Annotated in this window: 17 protein-coding genes; 6 read left to right on the forward strand and 11 right to left on the reverse strand. The window is 70.3% G+C overall.

Annotated features, from left to right (window positions below; all coding sequences use genetic code 11):
• Positions 1–298 precede the first annotated feature (298 nt).
• The 3 genes from TF1_RS02135 to TF1_RS02145 are packed head-to-tail and all read left to right on the forward strand — an operon-like array spanning position 299 to position 4,895.
• Positions 299–1,285, forward strand: coding sequence for an AAA family ATPase (locus TF1_RS02135; RefSeq protein WP_011291547.1), 987 nt, complete (start codon positions 299–301; stop codon positions 1,283–1,285).
• A 26-nt stretch (positions 1,286–1,311) separates the two neighbouring features.
• The gene (locus TF1_RS02140; protein WP_061783586.1) at positions 1,312–2,532 is read left to right on the forward strand and encodes a DUF58 domain-containing protein; all 1,221 of its coding nucleotides are present in this window, start codon (positions 1,312–1,314) and stop codon (positions 2,530–2,532) included.
• Positions 2,529–4,895, forward strand: a complete 2,367-nt coding sequence (locus tag TF1_RS02145) for a transglutaminase TgpA family protein (RefSeq protein ID WP_255266126.1) — start codon at positions 2,529–2,531, stop codon at positions 4,893–4,895. The genes TF1_RS02140 and TF1_RS02145 overlap by 4 nt, the downstream gene beginning before the upstream one ends.
• A gap of 39 nt (positions 4,896–4,934) precedes the next feature.
• On the opposite strand, the gene TF1_RS02150 is transcribed toward TF1_RS02145, so the two are convergent.
• From TF1_RS02150 to TF1_RS02200, 11 genes are all read right to left on the reverse strand, one after another.
• Entirely contained in the window at positions 4,935–5,312 is a 378-nt protein-coding gene (locus tag TF1_RS02150; RefSeq protein WP_011291544.1) for a DUF3040 domain-containing protein, read from the reverse strand.
• A gap of 268 nt (positions 5,313–5,580) precedes the next feature.
• The gene (locus TF1_RS02155) at positions 5,581–6,855 is read right to left on the reverse strand and encodes a DNA polymerase IV (RefSeq protein ID WP_011291543.1); all 1,275 of its coding nucleotides are present in this window, start codon (positions 6,853–6,855) and stop codon (positions 5,581–5,583) included.
• 71 nt (positions 6,856–6,926) lie between these two features.
• The gene (locus TF1_RS02160) at positions 6,927–7,685 is read right to left on the reverse strand and encodes a methyltransferase domain-containing protein (protein WP_011291542.1); all 759 of its coding nucleotides are present in this window, start codon (positions 7,683–7,685) and stop codon (positions 6,927–6,929) included.
• A gap of 40 nt (positions 7,686–7,725) precedes the next feature.
• Complete coding sequence (nusB, locus tag TF1_RS02165) at positions 7,726–8,154, reverse strand: transcription antitermination factor NusB (RefSeq protein WP_011291541.1); 429 nt, start codon at positions 8,152–8,154, stop codon at positions 7,726–7,728.
• Positions 8,154–8,717, reverse strand: a complete 564-nt coding sequence (efp, locus tag TF1_RS02170) for an elongation factor P (protein ID WP_011291540.1) — start codon at positions 8,715–8,717, stop codon at positions 8,154–8,156. Before efp ends, nusB begins: the two co-directional genes overlap by 1 nt.
• A gap of 153 nt (positions 8,718–8,870) precedes the next feature.
• Entirely contained in the window at positions 8,871–9,977 is a 1,107-nt protein-coding gene (gene aroB / locus TF1_RS02175; protein ID WP_011291539.1) for a 3-dehydroquinate synthase, read from the reverse strand.
• 209 nt (positions 9,978–10,186) lie between these two features.
• Entirely contained in the window at positions 10,187–10,705 is a 519-nt protein-coding gene (locus TF1_RS02180) for a shikimate kinase (protein WP_011291538.1), read from the reverse strand.
• A 33-nt stretch (positions 10,706–10,738) separates the two neighbouring features.
• Positions 10,739–11,920 carry a chorismate synthase gene (gene aroC / locus TF1_RS02185; RefSeq protein ID WP_011291537.1) on the reverse strand — a complete coding sequence of 394 codons (1,182 nt, stop codon included), beginning with the start codon at positions 11,918–11,920 and terminating at the stop codon, positions 10,739–10,741.
• Between the two features lie 82 nt (positions 11,921–12,002).
• Positions 12,003–12,809, reverse strand: coding sequence for a prepilin peptidase (locus tag TF1_RS02190; RefSeq protein ID WP_011291536.1), 807 nt, complete (start codon positions 12,807–12,809; stop codon positions 12,003–12,005).
• A gap of 81 nt (positions 12,810–12,890) precedes the next feature.
• On the reverse strand, positions 12,891–13,595 hold the full coding sequence (locus TF1_RS02195; RefSeq protein WP_011291535.1) for an SseB family protein: 705 nt from the start codon (positions 13,593–13,595) through the stop codon (positions 12,891–12,893).
• Positions 13,596–13,664: 69 nt separating this feature from the next.
• Entirely contained in the window at positions 13,665–14,141 is a 477-nt protein-coding gene (locus TF1_RS02200) for a MarR family winged helix-turn-helix transcriptional regulator (protein WP_016188480.1), read from the reverse strand.
• A gap of 126 nt (positions 14,142–14,267) precedes the next feature.
• Between TF1_RS02200 and TF1_RS02205 the strand changes: the two genes are divergently transcribed.
• The 3 genes from TF1_RS02205 to TF1_RS02215 all read left to right on the forward strand — a co-directional run bounded on the left by TF1_RS02205 (position 14,268) and on the right by TF1_RS02215 (position 17,898).
• Positions 14,268–14,813 (forward strand): YceI family protein, encoded by a 546-nt coding sequence (locus TF1_RS02205; protein WP_011291533.1) that lies wholly within the window; start codon positions 14,268–14,270, stop codon positions 14,811–14,813.
• 101 nt (positions 14,814–14,914) lie between these two features.
• Positions 14,915–15,241: a DUF2470 domain-containing protein gene (locus tag TF1_RS02210; RefSeq protein ID WP_011291532.1), complete on the forward strand. Its 327-nt coding sequence runs from the start codon at positions 14,915–14,917 to the stop codon at positions 15,239–15,241.
• A gap of 155 nt (positions 15,242–15,396) precedes the next feature.
• Positions 15,397–17,898 (forward strand): protein kinase domain-containing protein, encoded by a 2,502-nt coding sequence (locus TF1_RS02215; protein WP_011291531.1) that lies wholly within the window; start codon positions 15,397–15,399, stop codon positions 17,896–17,898.
• Positions 17,899–18,062: the final 164 nt, after the last annotated feature.

The raw sequence follows: 18,062 nt of genomic DNA on the forward strand, positions 1-18,062 counted from the left end.
CGTCTTCTTCACTCCCGAGTCACCGCGACGACGCTTTCCTCCACTTGGCTCCACTGTACTCCACTTTCCTCCACCGTCAACAGCAAACCGCCCTCTAAACCCGGAGAAACACGACAAAACCGCAGGTGATACGGGGTGGATGAAGGTGGAGGAACTGTGCGAGCCCTGGTGGTTTCCCGGCCGCGCGCGGCCGACACCGGCGCCGCGCCACGGCGTGTCCCCGCCCCGTTCTTGTTTGCAAACCTCCGCTTTGGCCCTAGCCTCGTGTTGGACAGTCACGACATGACGAGGGGGACACGTGTCGCTCGACACCTGGGTGGGCGGTCCCGCCGACAGTCCCGTAGGCGTCAGCGGCCTTCTGGCCCCCGCCCACCGGGTCCGGTCGGCGATCGAAACCGTGATCACCGGAAAACCTGAGGTCATCCGGATCACGCTGACCGTCCTGCTGGCCGAGGGGCACTTGTTGATCGAAGACGTCCCAGGCGTGGGAAAGACCATGCTGGCCAAGGCGTTGGGGCGGGCCGTCGACTGCACAGTGAGCCGGGTGCAGTTCACCCCTGACCTGCTGCCCAGCGACATCACGGGGGTCAGCGTCTACCACCAGCAGCGGCGGGAGTTCGAGTTCCGTCCCGGGCCGGTGTTCGCCAACATCGTGCTGGGCGACGAGATCAACCGGGCCTCCCCGAAAACCCAGTCCGCGCTCCTGGAGTGCATGGAAGAGGGGCAGGTCAGTGTGGACGGGGTCACGCGGCGGCTCGCCAGGCCGTTCATGGTGATCGCCACCCAGAACCCCGTAGACACCGAGGTGGAGGGCACGTATCCGCTCCCCGAAGCGCAGCGGGACCGGTTCATGGCGCGCGTCTCCATGGGGTACCCCGACCCGCGCGCGGAACTCGCCATGATCGACGCCCACGCGGCGCACTCCCCCCTCGACCAGCTCACCCCGGTGACCACGGTCGCCGAAGTGAACGCGATGATCGAACGGATCCGGCGCATCTACGTCGCCCCCGCCATCAAGCGCTACGCTCTGGACCTGGTCACCGCCACGCGGACCACGCCGGCCCTGTCCCTGGGGGCGTCCCCGCGGGCGACGTTGCACTTGGTGCGGGCCGCCCGCGCCTACGCTGCCTTGGACGGCCGCGACTACGTGCTCCCCGACGACATCCAGGCGCTCGCCGTTCCCGTGCTGGCGCACCGCCTGCTGCCCAACCCTGCGCTGCATCGGCCGCCCGCCGAAGTGGTCAATGAACTGGTGGCCCAAGTTCCCATCCCCACCCACAGTTGACGCTTGGTAAGGACACGACCGGGACGGTGGACGTACTGCGTGCTCTCACCCCGCGCGGGTGGACCTTGGTGGCTGTGGGGGCAGCGGTCGGGGTCGGCGCGCTGCTGCTTGCCGAACGCGACCTGCTGCGCGTCGCCGTCCTCGTCGTCTCGCTCCCGCTCGTCAGCCTGGTGCTGCTGGCGGTGAGCGCGCCCCGGCGTGTGACGCACACCCGCACGCTGTCCGCGGCACGCCTCCCCGTGGGGACGGAGTGCCAGGCCACGGTCACCCTGTCCTATTCGGACAACCGGTGGCCGCTGCCCGCCGGGCCAGTCCTCGTCGAAGACCGGCTGCCGCCCGCGCTCGGCGCATCGCCTCGCTTCACTCTGGGACTGCTCCGTCCCGGGGAGCAGCGGACCCTGTCCTATCTGCTGGCTGCGCAGGTGCGCGGCCGCCACTCGATCGGCCCGCTCGTCGTGGGGGTCACCGATCCGCTGGGCTGTGCCCGGCTCACTCGGACCCTCGACCCGCAGACGCCGCTGCTGGTGTTCCCCCGGACCGTGGACCTGCCTGCCGTCCCGCTGCCCGGTACAGCCCTGGTGGACGGCCAGCGGCCCCGCCCGGTGCCCACCGGGCCGGAGGCGGGGACCATGCCCCGCCCCTACCGCCCCGGGGACGATGTACGCCGCGTGCACTGGCGGTCCACAGCGCGGCGCGGCCACCTCATGGTGCGCGGGGAAGAACAGCCCTACCGCGATCGCAGTACCCTTCTCGTGGACCTTCGCGCTGCCGCGCACACCGTCCTCCCCGCCGCGTCGTCGCTGGAGGAGACGGTGGCCCTGGCCGCGTCGATCGCGGTCCACCTCGTGGACCGGGGACACCAGCTCAGACTGCTGGGCGTGGCTGCCGCAGCCGCGTCCCCCGCCCACCGCGACGCCGTGCTGGACCTGTTCGCCCTCGCCCAGCCCGTGCCGGAGCCGTCCCTGCTGGCGGAGATCACCCGCCTGTCGCGCAGCCCGGCCGAGGGCCGCGGCGTCCTCGTCGCCGTGGTGGGAGCGCTCACAAGCGACGAAGTCGCCGCCCTCGCGGCCTGCGCGGCCGACCGGACCCGGCCGCGGATCGCGGTGCTTGCGCCGCAGGCCGCGTGGACCGACCAGGAGCGTGACCGTGCCGCAGGCCGCCTCGCGGACGCGGGATGGCGGGTGCTGTGTCCCCATCGGCTCGACGACTTGCCTGACCTGTGGCGGAGTTCGGGGGAGGCACGGTGAGACCCGTCAAGGAGGCGCTTCTAGCGGCCCTGCTCTCGCTCACCACGGCGGCTTCCGCTCTGTGCATGCTCCCCCTCTTGGGACCGCTGTTCGCGGACGCGGACTGGTGGACGCGGCCGGCGAGCGCAGCGGTCACCGTGGCAGCCGCGGGCGCGGTCACCCAGTGGATCCGCGTCCCCGCAGTGGTCACCCCTCTCGTGCAACTGGTGGCGCTGGCCATCACCGTGACCGCGCACGTGCTGCGGGACACCGCACCCTTGGGCATCCTCCCCACACCGGGCGTGGTCGACCAGATCATCGCGCTCGCGTTCTCCGGGGTCGCGGACATTCAGACCCATGTCATCCCGGTGCCGGCCACGGACGGAATCGTCCTGCTGGTGACGTTGCTGCTGGGCGTCCTCACCATTTCTGCCCACTGGATCGCGGTCACCCTCCGTGTGCCCGGTGTGGCCGCGGCCGCCCTGTTGTCCCTGATCGCGGTACCCTTGACCGTCCACCACGAAGGGGTGGACGGGGCCGCGTTCACCTGGGCCGCGGTGGGGTTCCTGCTGCTGTTCGCCGGGGACTCGCTGGTCCGGACCGTCTCCTGGGAGGCGGGGGCGTGGACCGCTGCCGCGGCAGGGCTGTGGGGCCTGGGCGTGACCGGAACCGCCGCGGTCTGCATCGTGCTGGCCCTGCTGGTGCCCGCGCTCCTGCCCGGCGTCAGCAACGGCTCCGTGTTCTCCCTGATCAACCAGTTGCGGTCGGGTGGGCGCACGGTGAGCACCGTGGACCCGCTGACGAGTCTGCGGGGCACACTCACCTCGACCGGGAACCGCCGTGTCCTGGAGTACCGGACCAGCGACCCCGCCCCCGAGTACCTGCGCACCCACGTGCTCGACTCGTTCAACGGGGAAACCTGGACCATGTCCCCGGTCGAAGCCTCCACCAAGGACCTGCTCAACGGGACTATCCCGCACCCGCCAGGGTTCTCCACCGGCTCGGATGCGGAATCGGTGGTCACCGACATCACGATCTCCACCGAGGCGCGGGGTATGGACTTCCTGCCGCTGCCCTACCCCAGCCGGGACGTGCAGGTGAACGGCGAATGGTATGTGGACCCTGAGACGCTCATGGTGTTCTCCCCCAACGACGACGCCGCCGGGCTCACCTACCGGGTCACCAGCATCTCGTCCGTGCCGGACGAGGACGCGCTGCGCGCGGCCCCCGCCGCCACCGCGTTCCGGGTCGACCAGCGGTACGTGGACCTTCCACCGCTGTCGCAGGAGGTCACCCAGCTGATCGAGGAGATCACGTCGGGCGCGGACTCCCCCTTCGACCAGGCGCTCGCGCTGCAAGCGTGGTTCACCAGCGGGGAATTCACCTACGACCTGGACCCGCCCCGGGTCCCCGACAACGCGGACCCGCTCGCCTACTTCCTGCTGGACAGCAAGACCGGGTACTGCCAGCATTTCGCGTCAGCGATGGCGGTCATGGCCCGGTACGTGGGGATTCCCGCGCGGGTCGCCGTCGGGTACACCTCGGGGGAGCGCATCGGCTCCGGGCATTGGATGGTGCGGGAGAGCGACGCCCACGCCTGGCCGGAACTGTACTTCGCGAACTACGGCTGGCTGCGTTTCGAACCCACGCCGGGTGAAGGCCAGCCTAACGCTGCGGTCCCCGAGTACGCTGCGACCGTCCCGGAGCGGGCCCCCGTCCACGAGCCGTCGCCGCACGACTCGGAGCCTGCGTCGCCGTCTGCTCCCGCACCGCAGGACACTCCTGCGCAGCCGTCCGCCCCGGAAGAAACCCGCGAGCCCGCGGAGCCTTCCGCGGCAGAATCCACTCCTGCGCCGGGCACAGGAGCGCCCCGCACGGATGCCGTCCTCACCAACGCCGGGATCGTTGCGGCAGCAGCAGCCCTGATGCTGGTGCTGCCCGCGCTCCTGCGCCGCCTGGTGCGTCTGCTGCGGTGGCGGCGGGCTGCCGACGTGCCCGCACACGTGCGTGCCGCCTGGTCAGAACTGCGCGACGACTTGATCGACCTGGGCTGGGAGTGGAACCCGGCGCACAGCCCGCGCACCGTGGAACGCCTCTTGGTCTCCCAGGGGCGGGTCACCCCGCAGGCTCGGGACGCGCTGCACCGGATCGTGACAGCCGAGGAGGCGGCACGCTACGCCCCGCGTCCTCCCGCTGCTTCCCACCTGGCCGACGACTGCCGTACTGTGCGGCGGGCGCTCGCCGCATCGTTTCCCCGCACGTCCCGGATTCGCGCGCTGTTCCTCCCCCGCTCGCTGTGGCAGGCCCCCCACCTGCGCAGCCCGGAGGTTTCGGGCACAGCCGGGCGTGTGGGCCGTGCTCCCCGCCGCGACCCACACGCGTGACGTCACACGGGCGACTGGTCAGCGCCTGCGGGGGTGTTCTTACTGTTCGCCTTCCTGGCGGCGACGCCAGCGTTCTTCCAACCGATCCATCATGCCGGGGCGCTGCTGGCGCTTGGACCCTCTGTCGATGGTGAAAGAGCTGCTTCCGGCGGCACGCCGCCACCCGGACAGCCCCCACAGCGCGCACACCAACATGATGAGGAAGCCGGCAACACTGACCGGTACTGTCTGGAAGACCATGCCTCCCAGGAGGAGGCCGATGCCGGCCACGAAGCCGATCGACGCCTTGATGAGCCGACGCTTGTAGTGGACCTGCGGGTTCGTCTGCCGCACGGTGTGAGCGAACTTCGGGTCCTCCGCATACAGCGCCCGCTCGATCTGTTCGAGCATGCGCTGCTCGTGTTCAGAGAGCGGCACGGCGCCTCCCAAAAGCAGTCCCCGGGTGGGGCAACGGGTGCTGAACAACTATCTGATGGCCAGTGATATGCCCAGAATACGGGGACTTAGCGCTCGGTGAAAAGAAAAGATGTGCGCACGAGCCCCTTCCGTCTACCACAGTACCTTCGACCACACTGGCTTCCACTCGCCTGCCCGCCCTCCCGTCACTCCGGGGAATCGTATTCCTGGTCCGCCTCTCGGACCGCCTCACCCTCTACAACGCTCGCAGGGGGGAAAACCTGCCGCGTCATACGTCATCTTCCTCACATAATGCCAGTGATGCTGGTCGGAGGGCACCGGTTCCGAAACGGCGCACCACTTCGTCTTGCAGCCGCTCCACGGCGCGCCACCCCGGGCCTTCCTCATCCAGCGCCAACTGGTGGTGGACACGGTCGGCACTGACCAGCCCTTCCACCCGCACCCCGACGAGACGCAGCGGGGCGCCCACCAGTCCGGAGGCAGCATAGAGCTCCCGGGCCACCGCGGCGATCTGCCGGGCCACATCGGTGGGCTCCGGCAGGGTGCGGGAACGGGTAACTGTGCTGAAGTCAGCGCGGCGCAGTTTGACCCCCACGGTACGTCCCGCCTGTCCGGAGGCGCGGAGCCGCCGGGCGACTTTCTCGGACAGGCGCAGCAGTTCGCGGCGGATCCGCTCAGGGTCGTGGATGTCGGTGGGGAAGGTCTCCTCCGTGCTCACGCTCTTGTCCGCGGTCTCCGGGGTGACCGGCCGGGGATCGTATCCCCACGCGAGTTCCGCGAGCTGGTTTCCGAGCGCCTGCCCCAGTTCGTGGCGGAGCGTATCAGGCGGGGTCCGAGCCACGTCGCCGACCGTGCGCAGCCCCATGCGCCGCAGCGCCTGCTCGGTCCGCTCCCCCACCCCCCACAGGGCGCCGACCGGCAGCGGGTGCAGGAACGCGGTGACGTGCCGGGTGGGGACCACCAGCAGCCCGTCGGGCTTGCAGCGGGTGGAGGCGAGCTTGGCGACGAACTTGGTGGCGGCGATCCCCACCGAGCAAGTCAACCCTTGTTCTGCGCGCATCCGGGCACGGATGAGCTGGGCGATGTGGAGCGGTCCGCCGCCGAGTCGGCGGTCTGCCCCGGCCACGTCCAGGAACGCTTCGTCCACCGAGAGCTGCTCCACCTGCGGGGTGATCGAACGCAGCAGGTCCATCACGCCGGCGGAGACGCGCCGGTACGTCTCGTGGTCGGGCGGGAAGACCACCGCGTGCGGGCAGAGCCGCAGGGCACGGGACATCGGCATCGCAGAGTGGATGCCGTAGCGGCGAGCCTGGTAGTTGGCGGAGGCGACGACCCCGCGCGGCCCGGTGCCGCCGACGAGCACGGGACGCCTGACGACGTCGGGGTGGCGCAGCTCCTCCACGCTCGCGAAGAAGGCGTCCATGTCGATGTGCAGGATGGTGCAGTCGGCGTCGTTGACGGGGTGACCCTCGTACGGGACAATGCCGCGGTCGGTCATGACCCCGCGCATCGGTTCGCCGCGTTCCAACTGTCGACGACTCATCCCACGCCCTCCTGCCCAGCATGGTAGTGGTGCCGGGGCCGCGGAGCAGGGGTAGTGCGCCGAAGCGGGGGCTAGGCGGGACGCCGCGCCATCACATGCAACTGGGTGGCGATTCGCGACAGTTCCGCGTGGGCGGAGGCTGCCTTCTCTACGGCCAGCAGGGTGTCGGGGGTCTGCGGGTCTTCGAACACGCGGCCGGGCAGGAGGTCGCCGAGGATCCGCACCCCGCGTAGTTCGTGCACTTCCAGACCGGCCTCGCGGACGAGTGCGGTGAGCTGCTCCGCGGTGTAGCGGCGCGGCATGGGGTCGCTCGGCCCCCACCGGCCTTCGTTCGACTGCAGGAGGGCCAGCGCATCGGCGAGGTGCCCGGCCAGCGCCCGGTGCAGGACCGCGGCGACCGCGTTCGTCGCGAGCACGCTGACTGCTCCCCGAGGCTGGGTGATGGAGACGACGTCGCGCAGCGCGGTTAGCGGATCGTCCACGTGCTCGACGACGTTGTGCACCAAGACCAGGTGCGCGGACGCTTCAGGCAGCAGTTCCCGCAGGCCTTCCGCGTCCCCTTGGACCGCGTTCACCCGCACCCCGGCTTCGGCAGCGCGGCGTTCCAACGCTGCCAGGGAGTCCGGGCTGGAGTCGACGACCGTGACCCGGTGGCCGAGTCTCGCGAGGGGCACGGCGGCACCCCCGGTGCCGCCGCCCGCATCGACGATGTTCAACGGCTCGACGAACTCCTCTGCCAGGCGTGCCAGCTCGGCGGTCAACGCCTCCCAAACCACTGCGGTGCGTGCGGCGCTGGAGGCGCGCCCGGAGCTGACCTTGGAGGAGTCCACGTTGAGTCCTTTCCCTCCCGCCCCGCTCGGTGGGGCGACGCTACAGCGACAATGATGGCTTCTTTTCCATCAGACGGGAGAGCAGACCGTTGACGAAGACCGGCGATTCGTCAGTGGACAGCTCCTTCGCCATCGCCACTGCCTCCGCGATCGCTACCCCGTCGGGAATGTCATCGGCCCACAGCAGTTCGTAGACGCCGATCCGCAGGATGTTGCGGTCCACCACCGGCATGCGGTCCAGTGTCCAGCCGATGGCGTAGGTCTCCAGGAGTTCATCGATCCGCGCGCGGTGCTCGTCCACTCTGGTGGCGAGCTGCTCGGTGAATTCGTTGATCGGCGGTTCGGTCTGCGCCCGGCGGCGCTCGATGACCTCGGAGACCGGTACCCCGCGGACTTCGGCCTCGTAGAGGATCTCTACCGCACGCACTCGGGCCTTGTGCCGTGACCCACGGCGCCGTGACCCACCCATCAGTTGACGCGACCCAAGTATTCGCCAGTCCGAGTGTCGACCTTGACCTTGTCTCCAGTGGTGACGAACAGCGGCACCTGGATGACGGCCCCGGTCTCCAGCGTGGCGGGCTTGGTGCCGCCGGTGGAGCGGTCGCCTTGCAGACCGGGCTCGGTCTCGGCGATCGTCAGCTCCACGGAGGCCGGAAGCTCGATGTAGAGCGGCGTGCCCTCGTTGACGGCGACCGTCACAATGGCGCTCTCCAGCAGGTAGTTGGCGTTGTCGCCGACCACCTCGCGGGGAACGTAGATCTGGTCGTAGGTCTCGGTGTCCATGAAGATGTAGGAGTCGCCGTCCGAGTAGAGGTACTGCATCTCCCTCTTGTCGACGGTGGCGACCTCGACCTTCACCCCGGCGTTGAAGGTCTTGTCCACGATCTTGCCGGTGGTGACGTTCTTCAGCTTGGTGCGCACGAAAGCGCCGCCCTTACCCGGCTTGACGTGCTGGAATTCAACGACGTTCCACAGCTCACCATCGTCGAGCCGGAGGGTCATGCCGTTCTTCAGGTCGTTCGTCGTCGCCACTTCAGTCGTCTCTCTCAGCCAGTAGGGCACAGTTTCGTGGTTCGCGGCCGCGCTCTTGGGGTGCGCGGCTCCCCGACAAGGGATTCGCTATCCGGTCTGCCCGGTCGAATGCGGGCGATTGTGATGAGCTGCCGGAACCGCTCATGGGTGAGTCTAGTCGGTGTCGGGCGCGTCCGGCGCGACGCCACTCACCGCCTGGTAGGCCTGGGCCAGCAGGGCATCGGAGGGACCGGCCAGGATCGCGGGTGCGGCCACGTCGTCGAGGACGACGAAGCGCAGGGTTGCGCCGCGGGTCTTCTTGTCCACCCGGATCGTGTCCCGCAGGGCGGGCCAGGCGTCGGCGCGGTAGCGCACCGGAAGTCCCACCGATTCCAGGATACGGCGGTGCCGGGCCACGAGCGCCGCATCGATCCGGCCGTCCAGGCGGGCCAGTTCGGCGGCAAAGACCATGCCGATGGAGATCGCGTAGCCGTGCCGGAACGTGTAGTTCTCGGCGCGTTCAATGGCGTGGCCGAGCGTGTGCCCGTAGTTGAGGATCTCGCGGCGTCCGCTTTCGCGCAGGTCAGCGGAGACCACCTCGGCTTTGACCGCGATGGCCCGTTCGATGAGTTCCCGCGTGTGTGCGCCGTCGGGCCGGGTGGCGGCCTCCGGGTCGGCTTCGACCAGGTCCAGGATGACCGGGTCGGCGATGAACCCGGCTTTGATGACCTCGGCGAGGCCGCCGATGTAGTCCTCCCGCGGCAGGGACGGCAGGGTGTCGAGGTCGCACACGACTCCGGCGGGCGGGTGGAACGCGCCGACGAGGTTCTTCCCTTCAGCGGTGTTGATCCCGGTCTTCCCGCCGACCGCGGCGTCGACCATGCCGAGGAGGGTGGTGGGCACGAGGATGGCGCGCACCCCCCGCAGCCAGGTGGCTGCAACGAATCCGGCCAGGTCGGTGGTGGCCCCGCCGCCCACGCCCACGATCACGTCGGTGCGGGTGAAGGCAGCCTGGCCGAGCCGAGCCCACAGGTCTGCGGCCACGGAGACGTCTTTGGCGGCCTCCCCGTCCGGGACGGGGAGCGGGAAGACGTCGTATCCGGCGGTGCGCAGGATCTCGCACACGGGCCGGGCCTTCTCCTCCAGGGTGTCGGGGTGGATGACTGCGACCCGCTGGGCGCGCTCCCCCACGAGGGCGGGCAGTTCTCCCAGGATGCCGTTGCCCACGACTACGTCGTAGGGCGTGGAGGTGCCCCCGACTCCGATGCGGGTGACCGTCATGGCTGCTCCACTCGCTGCTGTACGCCTTGGGTGTTCTCCCCCGGGCAACCGGGAGCGCGGGCGGGCATGCGTTCACCGCAGCGCTGTGTGCCGCCCGTGCCGGTTGCGGGGTGGGCTCAATTTCTGTCGGTTGGGGACGGGCCCCGGGCGTGGGGGATGGCGTTCCCCGGTTTCCGCAGGGCCCGTCGGGTGCCGCGATGGCGGACGTTTCAGTCGCCGGCGGCGGGCAGTTCTTTCGCGATCAGTTCGGCGGCCTCTTCAGGGGTGTGCTCGCTCGTGGAGACGGTGAGCGTGGCGAGGCTCTGGTAGATGGGCAGCCGTTCGCGGAGCAGAGCTTTGAGGCGGGCGCGCGGGTTGCCGAGGAGGAGTGGGCGCGCCGTGTCCAAGCCCACTCGCTTGGCCGCGTCGGCGAACTCCACTTCGAGGTAGACGACGCGGTGGCCGGCGAGGTCGGCGCGGGTCTGCTCGTTGAGGATCGCCCCGCCGCCGAGGGCCACGACCCCGGGGTGGCTGGCCAGGGCTTCTGCGACGACCTCCCGTTCCAAGGCCCGGAACGCTTCTTCACCGTCCTCGACGAAGATGTCGCTGACGGTTTTACCGGCGCGCCGTTCGATCTCGGCGTCGGTGTCGAGCAGGTCGACACCGAGTCGCTCGGCGAGGGCCCGGCCCACGGTGGTCTTGCCCGCACCGGGGGAGCCAATCAGGACCGCGAGGGGTCGGCTGCTCATCGGGAACTCCTTGCACTTCCCAGAGGGGCGCGATTACCGGACGATCAGCGAGTCCAGGTAGCCGCGCAGGTTGCGGACGGTTTCCGCGACCGAGTCTCCACCGAACTTCTCCAGGGCGGCGTCGGCCAGCACCAGGGCGACCATCGCCTCGGCGACGACTCCCGCAGCCGGGACCGCGGTGACGTCGCTGCGCTGGTGGTGGGCCTGGGCGGGCTGGCCCGTGCTCACGTCGATGGTGTCCAGGGCCCGGGGCACGGTGGCGATGGGTTTCATTGCGGCGCGGACCCGCAGCGGGTCGCCGGTGCTCATGCCGCCTTCCACGCCGCCGGCCCGGTTGCTGCGGCGGCGGATCCCGTCGGGGCCGACGTCGATCTCGTCGTGGGCGGCGGAACCGCGCCGGGCAGCGGTGCGGAAGCCGTCGCCGAATTCCACGCCTTTGATCGCCTGGATGCCCATGAGGGCCCCAGCCAGCCGCGCGTCGAGGCGGCGGTCCCAGTGGACGTGGCTGCCCAGGCCGGGCGGCAGCCCGTAGGCGATGACTTCGACGACTCCGCCGAGGGTGTCTCCGGTCTTGCGGGTGTCGTCTACTTCGGCGACCATGCGGGCGCTGGTCTCCGGGTCGAAGCAGCGCACCGGGTCGGCGTCGACGCGGGCGAGGTCCTCCGGGGCGGGGATGGGGGCGTCGTCGGGGACGGAGACGCTGCCCATCGCCACGACGTGGCTGACGATTTCCACGCCGAGCGCCTGGCGGAGGAACTGGCGGGCGACTTCACCCAGGGCGACGCGCGCGGCGGTCTCGCGGGCGCTGGCGCGCTCCAGGATCGGGCGGGCTTCGTCATAGCCGTACTTCTGCATGCCCACGAGGTCGGCGTGCCCAGGCCGGGGGCGGGTCAGGGGGGCGTTGCGCGCCACCCCTTCGAGCTCCTCGGCGGGCACGGGGTCGGGGGACATGACTTTCTGCCATTTGGGCCATTCGGTGTTGCCCACCTGGATCGCCACCGGCCCGCCGAGGGTGCGGCCGTGACGGATCCCTCCAATGATGGAGACCTCGTCCTTCTCGAACTTCATGCGGGCGCCCCGGCCGTACCCGGCGCGACGACGGAGCAGGGCGGCGGCGATGTCGTCCGAGGTGACGGACACGCCGGCCGGTAGGCCCTCCAGGATCGCGACGAGTGCCGGCCCGTGGGACTCCCCAGCGGTCAGCCAGCGCAACATGACTCCGATCTTTTCACGTCCTGTCCCGCACAGCGACATCGATCTCACCCTTTGACCGGTTTCCCGCGTGCGGCGGGCGGGGCTAGGCGGCGAGGAGCAGCGGGATCGGGTCGCCGAAAAGGAGGACAGCGAGGGCCCCGCCCACCATGAACGGGCCGAGGGGCAGGTGGCTTTTCAGGCTGGCCCGGCCGAGCAGGACCAGTCCGAGGCCCACGCAGGAGAAGGCGAGGAAGGCGAGGAAGGTGCCGCTGACCACGGGGGTCCAGCCGTCCCAGCCCAAGTAGAGGCCGATCAGGCCGGAGAGGGTGACGTCGCCCCATCCCATGCCGGGCGGGTAGATGGCCCGCAGGAGCCGGTAGAAGCCCCACAGGGCGGCCATGCCGCCGAGGGCGTGCAGGAAGGCGGTGCCGCCGTGGGGGGTGGTGAGGGCAGCGGCCCCGAGCAGGGCGAGGGCGATGGGGTAGGCGGGGCGGACGAGGAGGCGGGGCAAGCGTGTGACCCGCAGGTCGATGCTGGAGAGCAGGGTGCCCCACAGGGCGAGGAAGGCGAGGGCCGCGATTTCGGCGGCGGAGCGGTGCGCGGCGCCGAAGCCGACTGCCGCGAACGCGGCGGCCGCGGCGGCCACGGTGGGCCAGGGGGCGCGGACGGTTTCACCGCCGGGGCCGCGTCCGGTCAGCACGAGCCGCCACGGCAGGGGGGACCAGGGCGGCCAGGGCACGACCTGTCCCGAGCGGGGCAGGGTGGGCGGCGGCGGACCGGGTGAGGCGGGGTCGTCGCTGGGCGGGTAGTCGGGGAACAGCACGACGACGCGCCCGGTGAAGAAGGCGAGCAGGCCGCCGAGGGGGGCCATGGCGAGGGCGAGCGGCAGCGCGGAGGACATGTCCGGCATTCTGCCGCTTTCCCGCCCCCGGCGGCAGCGGGATCCGCGCGGCTGTGGACACCGGGACCGCTGCGGGAGGTGAGATGCGTCTCACCGGTCGCGGCGGGCGCGGACCACTGCGCTCAGCTCGACGCCCCCGGGCAGGATGACGGCGAGTTCGGTAGCGAGCCGTTTGGCTACTTTGCGGATCACTTCGTCGTCGCGCCGCTCCAGTTCCAGCCGGATGCCGATGTCGGCCCGCTCGGAGTCGTGGATGCGGACCCGCTCGATACCGAATTCGGTGTGGGTGATCCGGTAGATCAGCGCGAGGACCTGCGGGTCGTCTTTGGGCTCGGGCACCATGCCGTGCTCGGCGAGGGCGCTCAGGAAGCGGCCTTGGATCGCGTAGGTGACGGGGCCTGCGACGTCGATGACGACGGCGTCGGCTTTGTCTTCGTAGGCGGCACGGCAGGCGTCCTGGGTGGTGACCGGGATGGGCCGGGCGTCTTCCCGCCAGCGTTTGACCGTGTCGACCGAGGTGAAGGCGAGGACACCGCGCCGCCCGTCCTTGCCGATGAGCACGGGCATCGCGACTTCGCTGCGTTTTTCGCGGACGCGGCCGTCGGGGCCGGTGGCGGTTTTCACCGGCCGTGCCACCACAGGGACGAGGAGCCGCGAGTGGCGCAGCGTTTCGAGCACCTGGCGGTCGCCGACCCTGCCTCGGGCATAGGCGTCGAGTTTCTCCCGGACGCGGGGGTCAGCACTGCCGTCGTCGTTACGGAACTGCTGCGCGCCGATAATGGTAGGTCCAGCCACAGTGGTGACTCTACTGCGTAGTGGCGGGTCCCCTGAGTGTACTCCCAGGGAATGCGCGGGTGTCGCGGTCTAGTGCGCGGTGGGGTCGCGCAGTCCGCGTTCGAGGACCGCCAGGATGTCGCGGAGTTGGGCGGTCTGTTCGTCGGTCAGCCGACCGAAGAGGTATTCGCGCACCTGCGCGACGTGGCCGGGAGCGGCGGCCCGCAGCACTTCAGCGCCTTTGTCGGTGAGGACCGCCCAGAAGCCGCGCCGGTCCTCCACGCAGTCTTCCCGGCGCACGTATCCGTCCCGCTCCAGGCGGGCCACCTGGTGGGAGAGGCGGCTTTTGGAGACGAGGACCGTCTCGGCGAGGGTGCGCATGCGCATCCGCCGTCCTTCCGCCTCGGACAGGTGGACCAGGATGCCGTATTCGACCAGGGTGAGCCCGTTCCTGCGCCGCAGGTCCCGGTCGAGCCGCTCCTGGAGCAGGGAGTTGACTGTGAGGAAGCTGCGCCAAAGGCGCTGCTCTTCCTCAGTGAGCCAGTTGACCGCGTCCATGGCGGCCATCGTACTTACGCCTTCTCTCTCCATGCACTCACTTTTTCTTCTCAGGAAGAAAATTCTTCGGATGTTGTTGTATATTAAACAACGTTGTTCCACGGATCCATCCATCACCCCTGGGAGGAAACCACCATGACCGAACAGCAGCTCCCCGCAGGCACGTGGACGATCGACGCCGCCCACTCCGAGGTCGGCTTCAGCGTGCGGCACATGATGGTCAGCCGGGTGCGCGGCCGCTTCGAGAAGTTTGACGCCACGCTGACCGTGCCGGAAGACCCGCTCCAGTCCTCGGTGGTCGCCACCATCGACGCCAGCTCCATCAACACCAACAACGCGCAGCGCGACGAGCACGTCCGCTCCGCCGACTTCCTCGACGTCGCCAACCACCCCGAGTTCACCTTCACCTCCACCGGGCTGCGCCAGGAGGGGGAGAACTTCGTCCTCACCGGTGACCTGACCATCAAGGGCAACACCCGCCCGGTGGAACTGGCGCTGGAGTTCAACGGCTCCACCACCGACCCCTACGGCCTGAAGCGCGCCGGCTTCCACGCGTCCACTGAGATCAGCCGCAAGGAGTTCGGCGTGGACCTCCACATGCCGATGGACGGCGGCGGTGTCGTGGTCGGCGACAAGATCACGATCGAGATCGACGCCGAGTTCACCCTCAAGCAGGACTGACCCTCCTCGACAGGCTTTCTCCAGCGCTCTCGCTATCGTGATGGGGCCGCCGGTGCACACCGGCGGCCCCGCATTCATTCCGCACACGAAAGGACGTCAGCGTGTCTGCCACCCCGTTCTCCCCCGACGTCGTCGCCGCAGTCACGCAGCACATGAACGACGACCACCCGGACGACACCCTGCTCATCGTCCGCGCTTTCGGCGGCTATCCGGAGGCGACTGCGGCGCGGATGACCGGTCTGGACGGCACCGCGGGAGAGTACTCCGCCACCGTCGACGGCCGAGAGGTCGCCGTGCGCATCCCCTGGTCCCAGCCGCTCACCGAACGCGCCCAGATCCGCACCGAAGTGGTGCGGCTGTACCGGGAGGCCTGCGCGCGGCTCGGCGTCGCCCCGCGCGGGGAAGCCCAGGAGGGGACGGAGCACTGAGCTGCCTGGCGCGGTCCCGTGCCCTTGCGACGCATCCGCGGCGCGCTCCACTGCGTCTCATCGGATGACCGGAAAGCGCGCCTGGGCCGCGCCCGGTCACCTACCCTGAGAAGGGCCGACAGTTCGGCCCACCGTTCCTGGAGCGTCGCTTCCCGATGACAGTTCCCCAACCCTCTGACCCTGAGTCGCCCACCCGCAAAATCGAGGCGGTCGAGCCGACCGTCCAGCTCACCCCCTCGGAGCCGGGTGTCACCCGCAAGCTCACCGCGCTGCTGCGGCCCGGCGCCACGCGGCGCCTTCCCGCGGCCGAGCCGCGCACCGCGGTGCTGACCAGGCCGGTGCGGCGCCGGGGAAGGCTGGGGCGGCTCGCCTGGCGGGTACTGGAAGGACCGGCCAGCGAAGTCGAATACCGGATCCCTGCGGAGCTGCGGGAACGCTACACCGTCCAGGAGTATGTCGGCGCGGGCGGCGAGGCGGTGGTCTACCGGGCCGTGCCGGTGGGCCGCGACGGACCGCCGATCGCGCTCAAGCTGTACCGGTCCGGACACGACATCAACCGGGACCTGCTGGACCGGATCAGCGCCCTGGGCACGGTCAGCCCGCACATCCCCGTGCTGCACGGCTACGGGTATGCCCGCGCTCCGTGGGGGGAGGAGATCGCCTGGGAGGCGCAGGAGTACTTCGCGCTGGGCTCGCTGCGCACCCTTATCGACCAGGCCCCGCTCCCCGACGACCAGGCCCGCGCCGTCATCGCGGCCCTCAGCGATTGCCTCGGCTACTGGCAGCAGTCGCTGAACTACAACCACACCGACGTCAAACCGGAGAACCTGCTGATCCGCTCCCTGGATCCTCCGGTGTTCGCGCTGACCGACTTCGGCGGAGCCGTCCGCGCGACGATGAGCCAGATCTACGGCGGGCAGGCCATCACCGAGGCCTACGCCGCGCCCGAGGTGATCGAAGGGCGCCGGGAAGCCCCGGCCGCGTGGTGGTCGCTGGGGGTGATCGCGCACGAGCTGGTCACCGGGCAGCGTCCCCCGCGCAGCGGCAACTGGTTGACGGCCCGCAGTACCGCGGTGGACCTCTCCGCGGTCGCCGATGAACGCTGGCGGCTCCTGATCCGCGGCCTGCTCACCCCGGACCCTAAGACGCGCTGGGGTGACGCCCAGGTGCGCCAGTGGCTGCGCGGGGAGCGCCCCAGCGTGGCCCGGCCGCGCAAGCACCGGCCCATCACATTCGAAGGCGTGGCGCACGAGGACCCGCCCAGTCTCGCCTTCGACTTGATGGACCGGTTCGATAAGGGGGCGGTGTGGCTGCAACGCCGCCACCAGGAGGTGGAGACGTGGCTGTCCCGCGAAGTCCACGACCTCACCTTCGACCCGGCCCCGCTGAAGCAGCTCCGCACCCGCCCGGAGCGGGCGCACGTCGCGATCAGCGCCCTGGCCGCCCAGTACGTGCCAGGGCTGCCCCCGCGCTACCGGGGCCACCAGATCACCGCCGAAGGCGTCTTGGAGCTCGCCCGCGGGGAAAGCACCCAGCAGGCGGTTCTGCGCGAGGCGATCGAGTGGGGGGCCGTGCAGTCGGCGGCTCGGCACTGGTGCACCCACCCGCGGTGCCGCAGCCACGAAACCCGGCGCTGCCAGCTGCTGGAACTGGTGCACCACGAGGTTCCGCTCATCATGCGGCAGGTGCGGGCCACCGTGGACGGGCTGGCGCAGACACCCGACTTCACCCCGCCGGAAGAACACGACTGGGATGCGGCCTGGGCGCGCGCCGCCGAACTCGTCTTGGACCCCGAGGCCGCGGCACGCTACCGGCGGCTGCTGCTGACCCGCTCGTGGCTGCCCGGCCGCTACGGTGATGCTGCCCGCGCCCGGTGGTGGACCGAGCAGCGCACGACTGCGCTCCGCGGCGACCGCACGGCCCGGAGCACCCGGGCGGCCCTGGTCACCGCGGTCCTGCTGCTGCCCAGCGCGGTGCAGGCGGGGGCCGCGCAGCGGGCCCGGGCGGCGACCGAGTCCCGGGAGCGGCGCCAGCAGCGCTGGGAGCGGTTCACCTCGTCGGTCGAGTCCCGCTGGTCGGCGACGCGGGCTCGGCTGGCCCGGCAGTGGGAGAAGCGGCGTACCGGCCCGTTCGAATGGCATACGCCGGAGGCGCGGGAGGAGCGGCGGCGCCGCCGGGAAGCGCGGCGGATGGAGCGCGGGATGGCGCGGCTCCAGCGGGCCATGGCGGCGGGCCGCTGCCGCCGTTTCGCCCGGCCCGCGGCGCTGGCCGGGCTGCTGGACGGGTGCGGGCTGTGGCTCTGGGAGTCCCAGGGCGGCCTGTTCACCGACCAGGAGTGGGTGGTGACCGCGTTCGGGTGGGCGGAGGCGATCCGCGACAACAGCCTGGTCACCTTGGCCGCCCAGCTCTGCTCGTCGCTGCTGGAGCTGCTGCCGGGCGGGATCGGCCTGGTCTGGTGGTTCCCGGTCCTGCTGGGGGTGCTGCTGTTCGCCTTGGGGCGGACCGCGGCCAATCAGCACCGCAGTGCCCGCACCCGGCTGGTCGCCTACCGTCTCGCGGTGGTCGCCAGTGTGCTCGTCGTGGTCAGAGCACTGGCCCACGGGCTGTTCTTCCTGTTCATGGGGGTGCTGATTCCCGCCGCGCTCTTGGCCGGCTGAGCTGGGCTGCGGGGGTGCCGAAAATCTAACCAAACTCTTGTGGAACACAATGTGCCTGGTAGGCAGCCCAGAGTAACTGACCGCCCCCGGCCACCCCGGTTTCCGGGAAGCGGAAAAGGGTTATATTCGCAAACGGTTCGTCAGCCCCACAAATCGGAGAACTG

It is taken from the genome of Thermobifida fusca NBRC 14071 = JCM 3263, assembly GCF_001592045.1.
Classification (GTDB): Bacteria; Actinomycetota; Actinomycetes; order Streptosporangiales; family Streptosporangiaceae; genus Thermobifida; species Thermobifida fusca.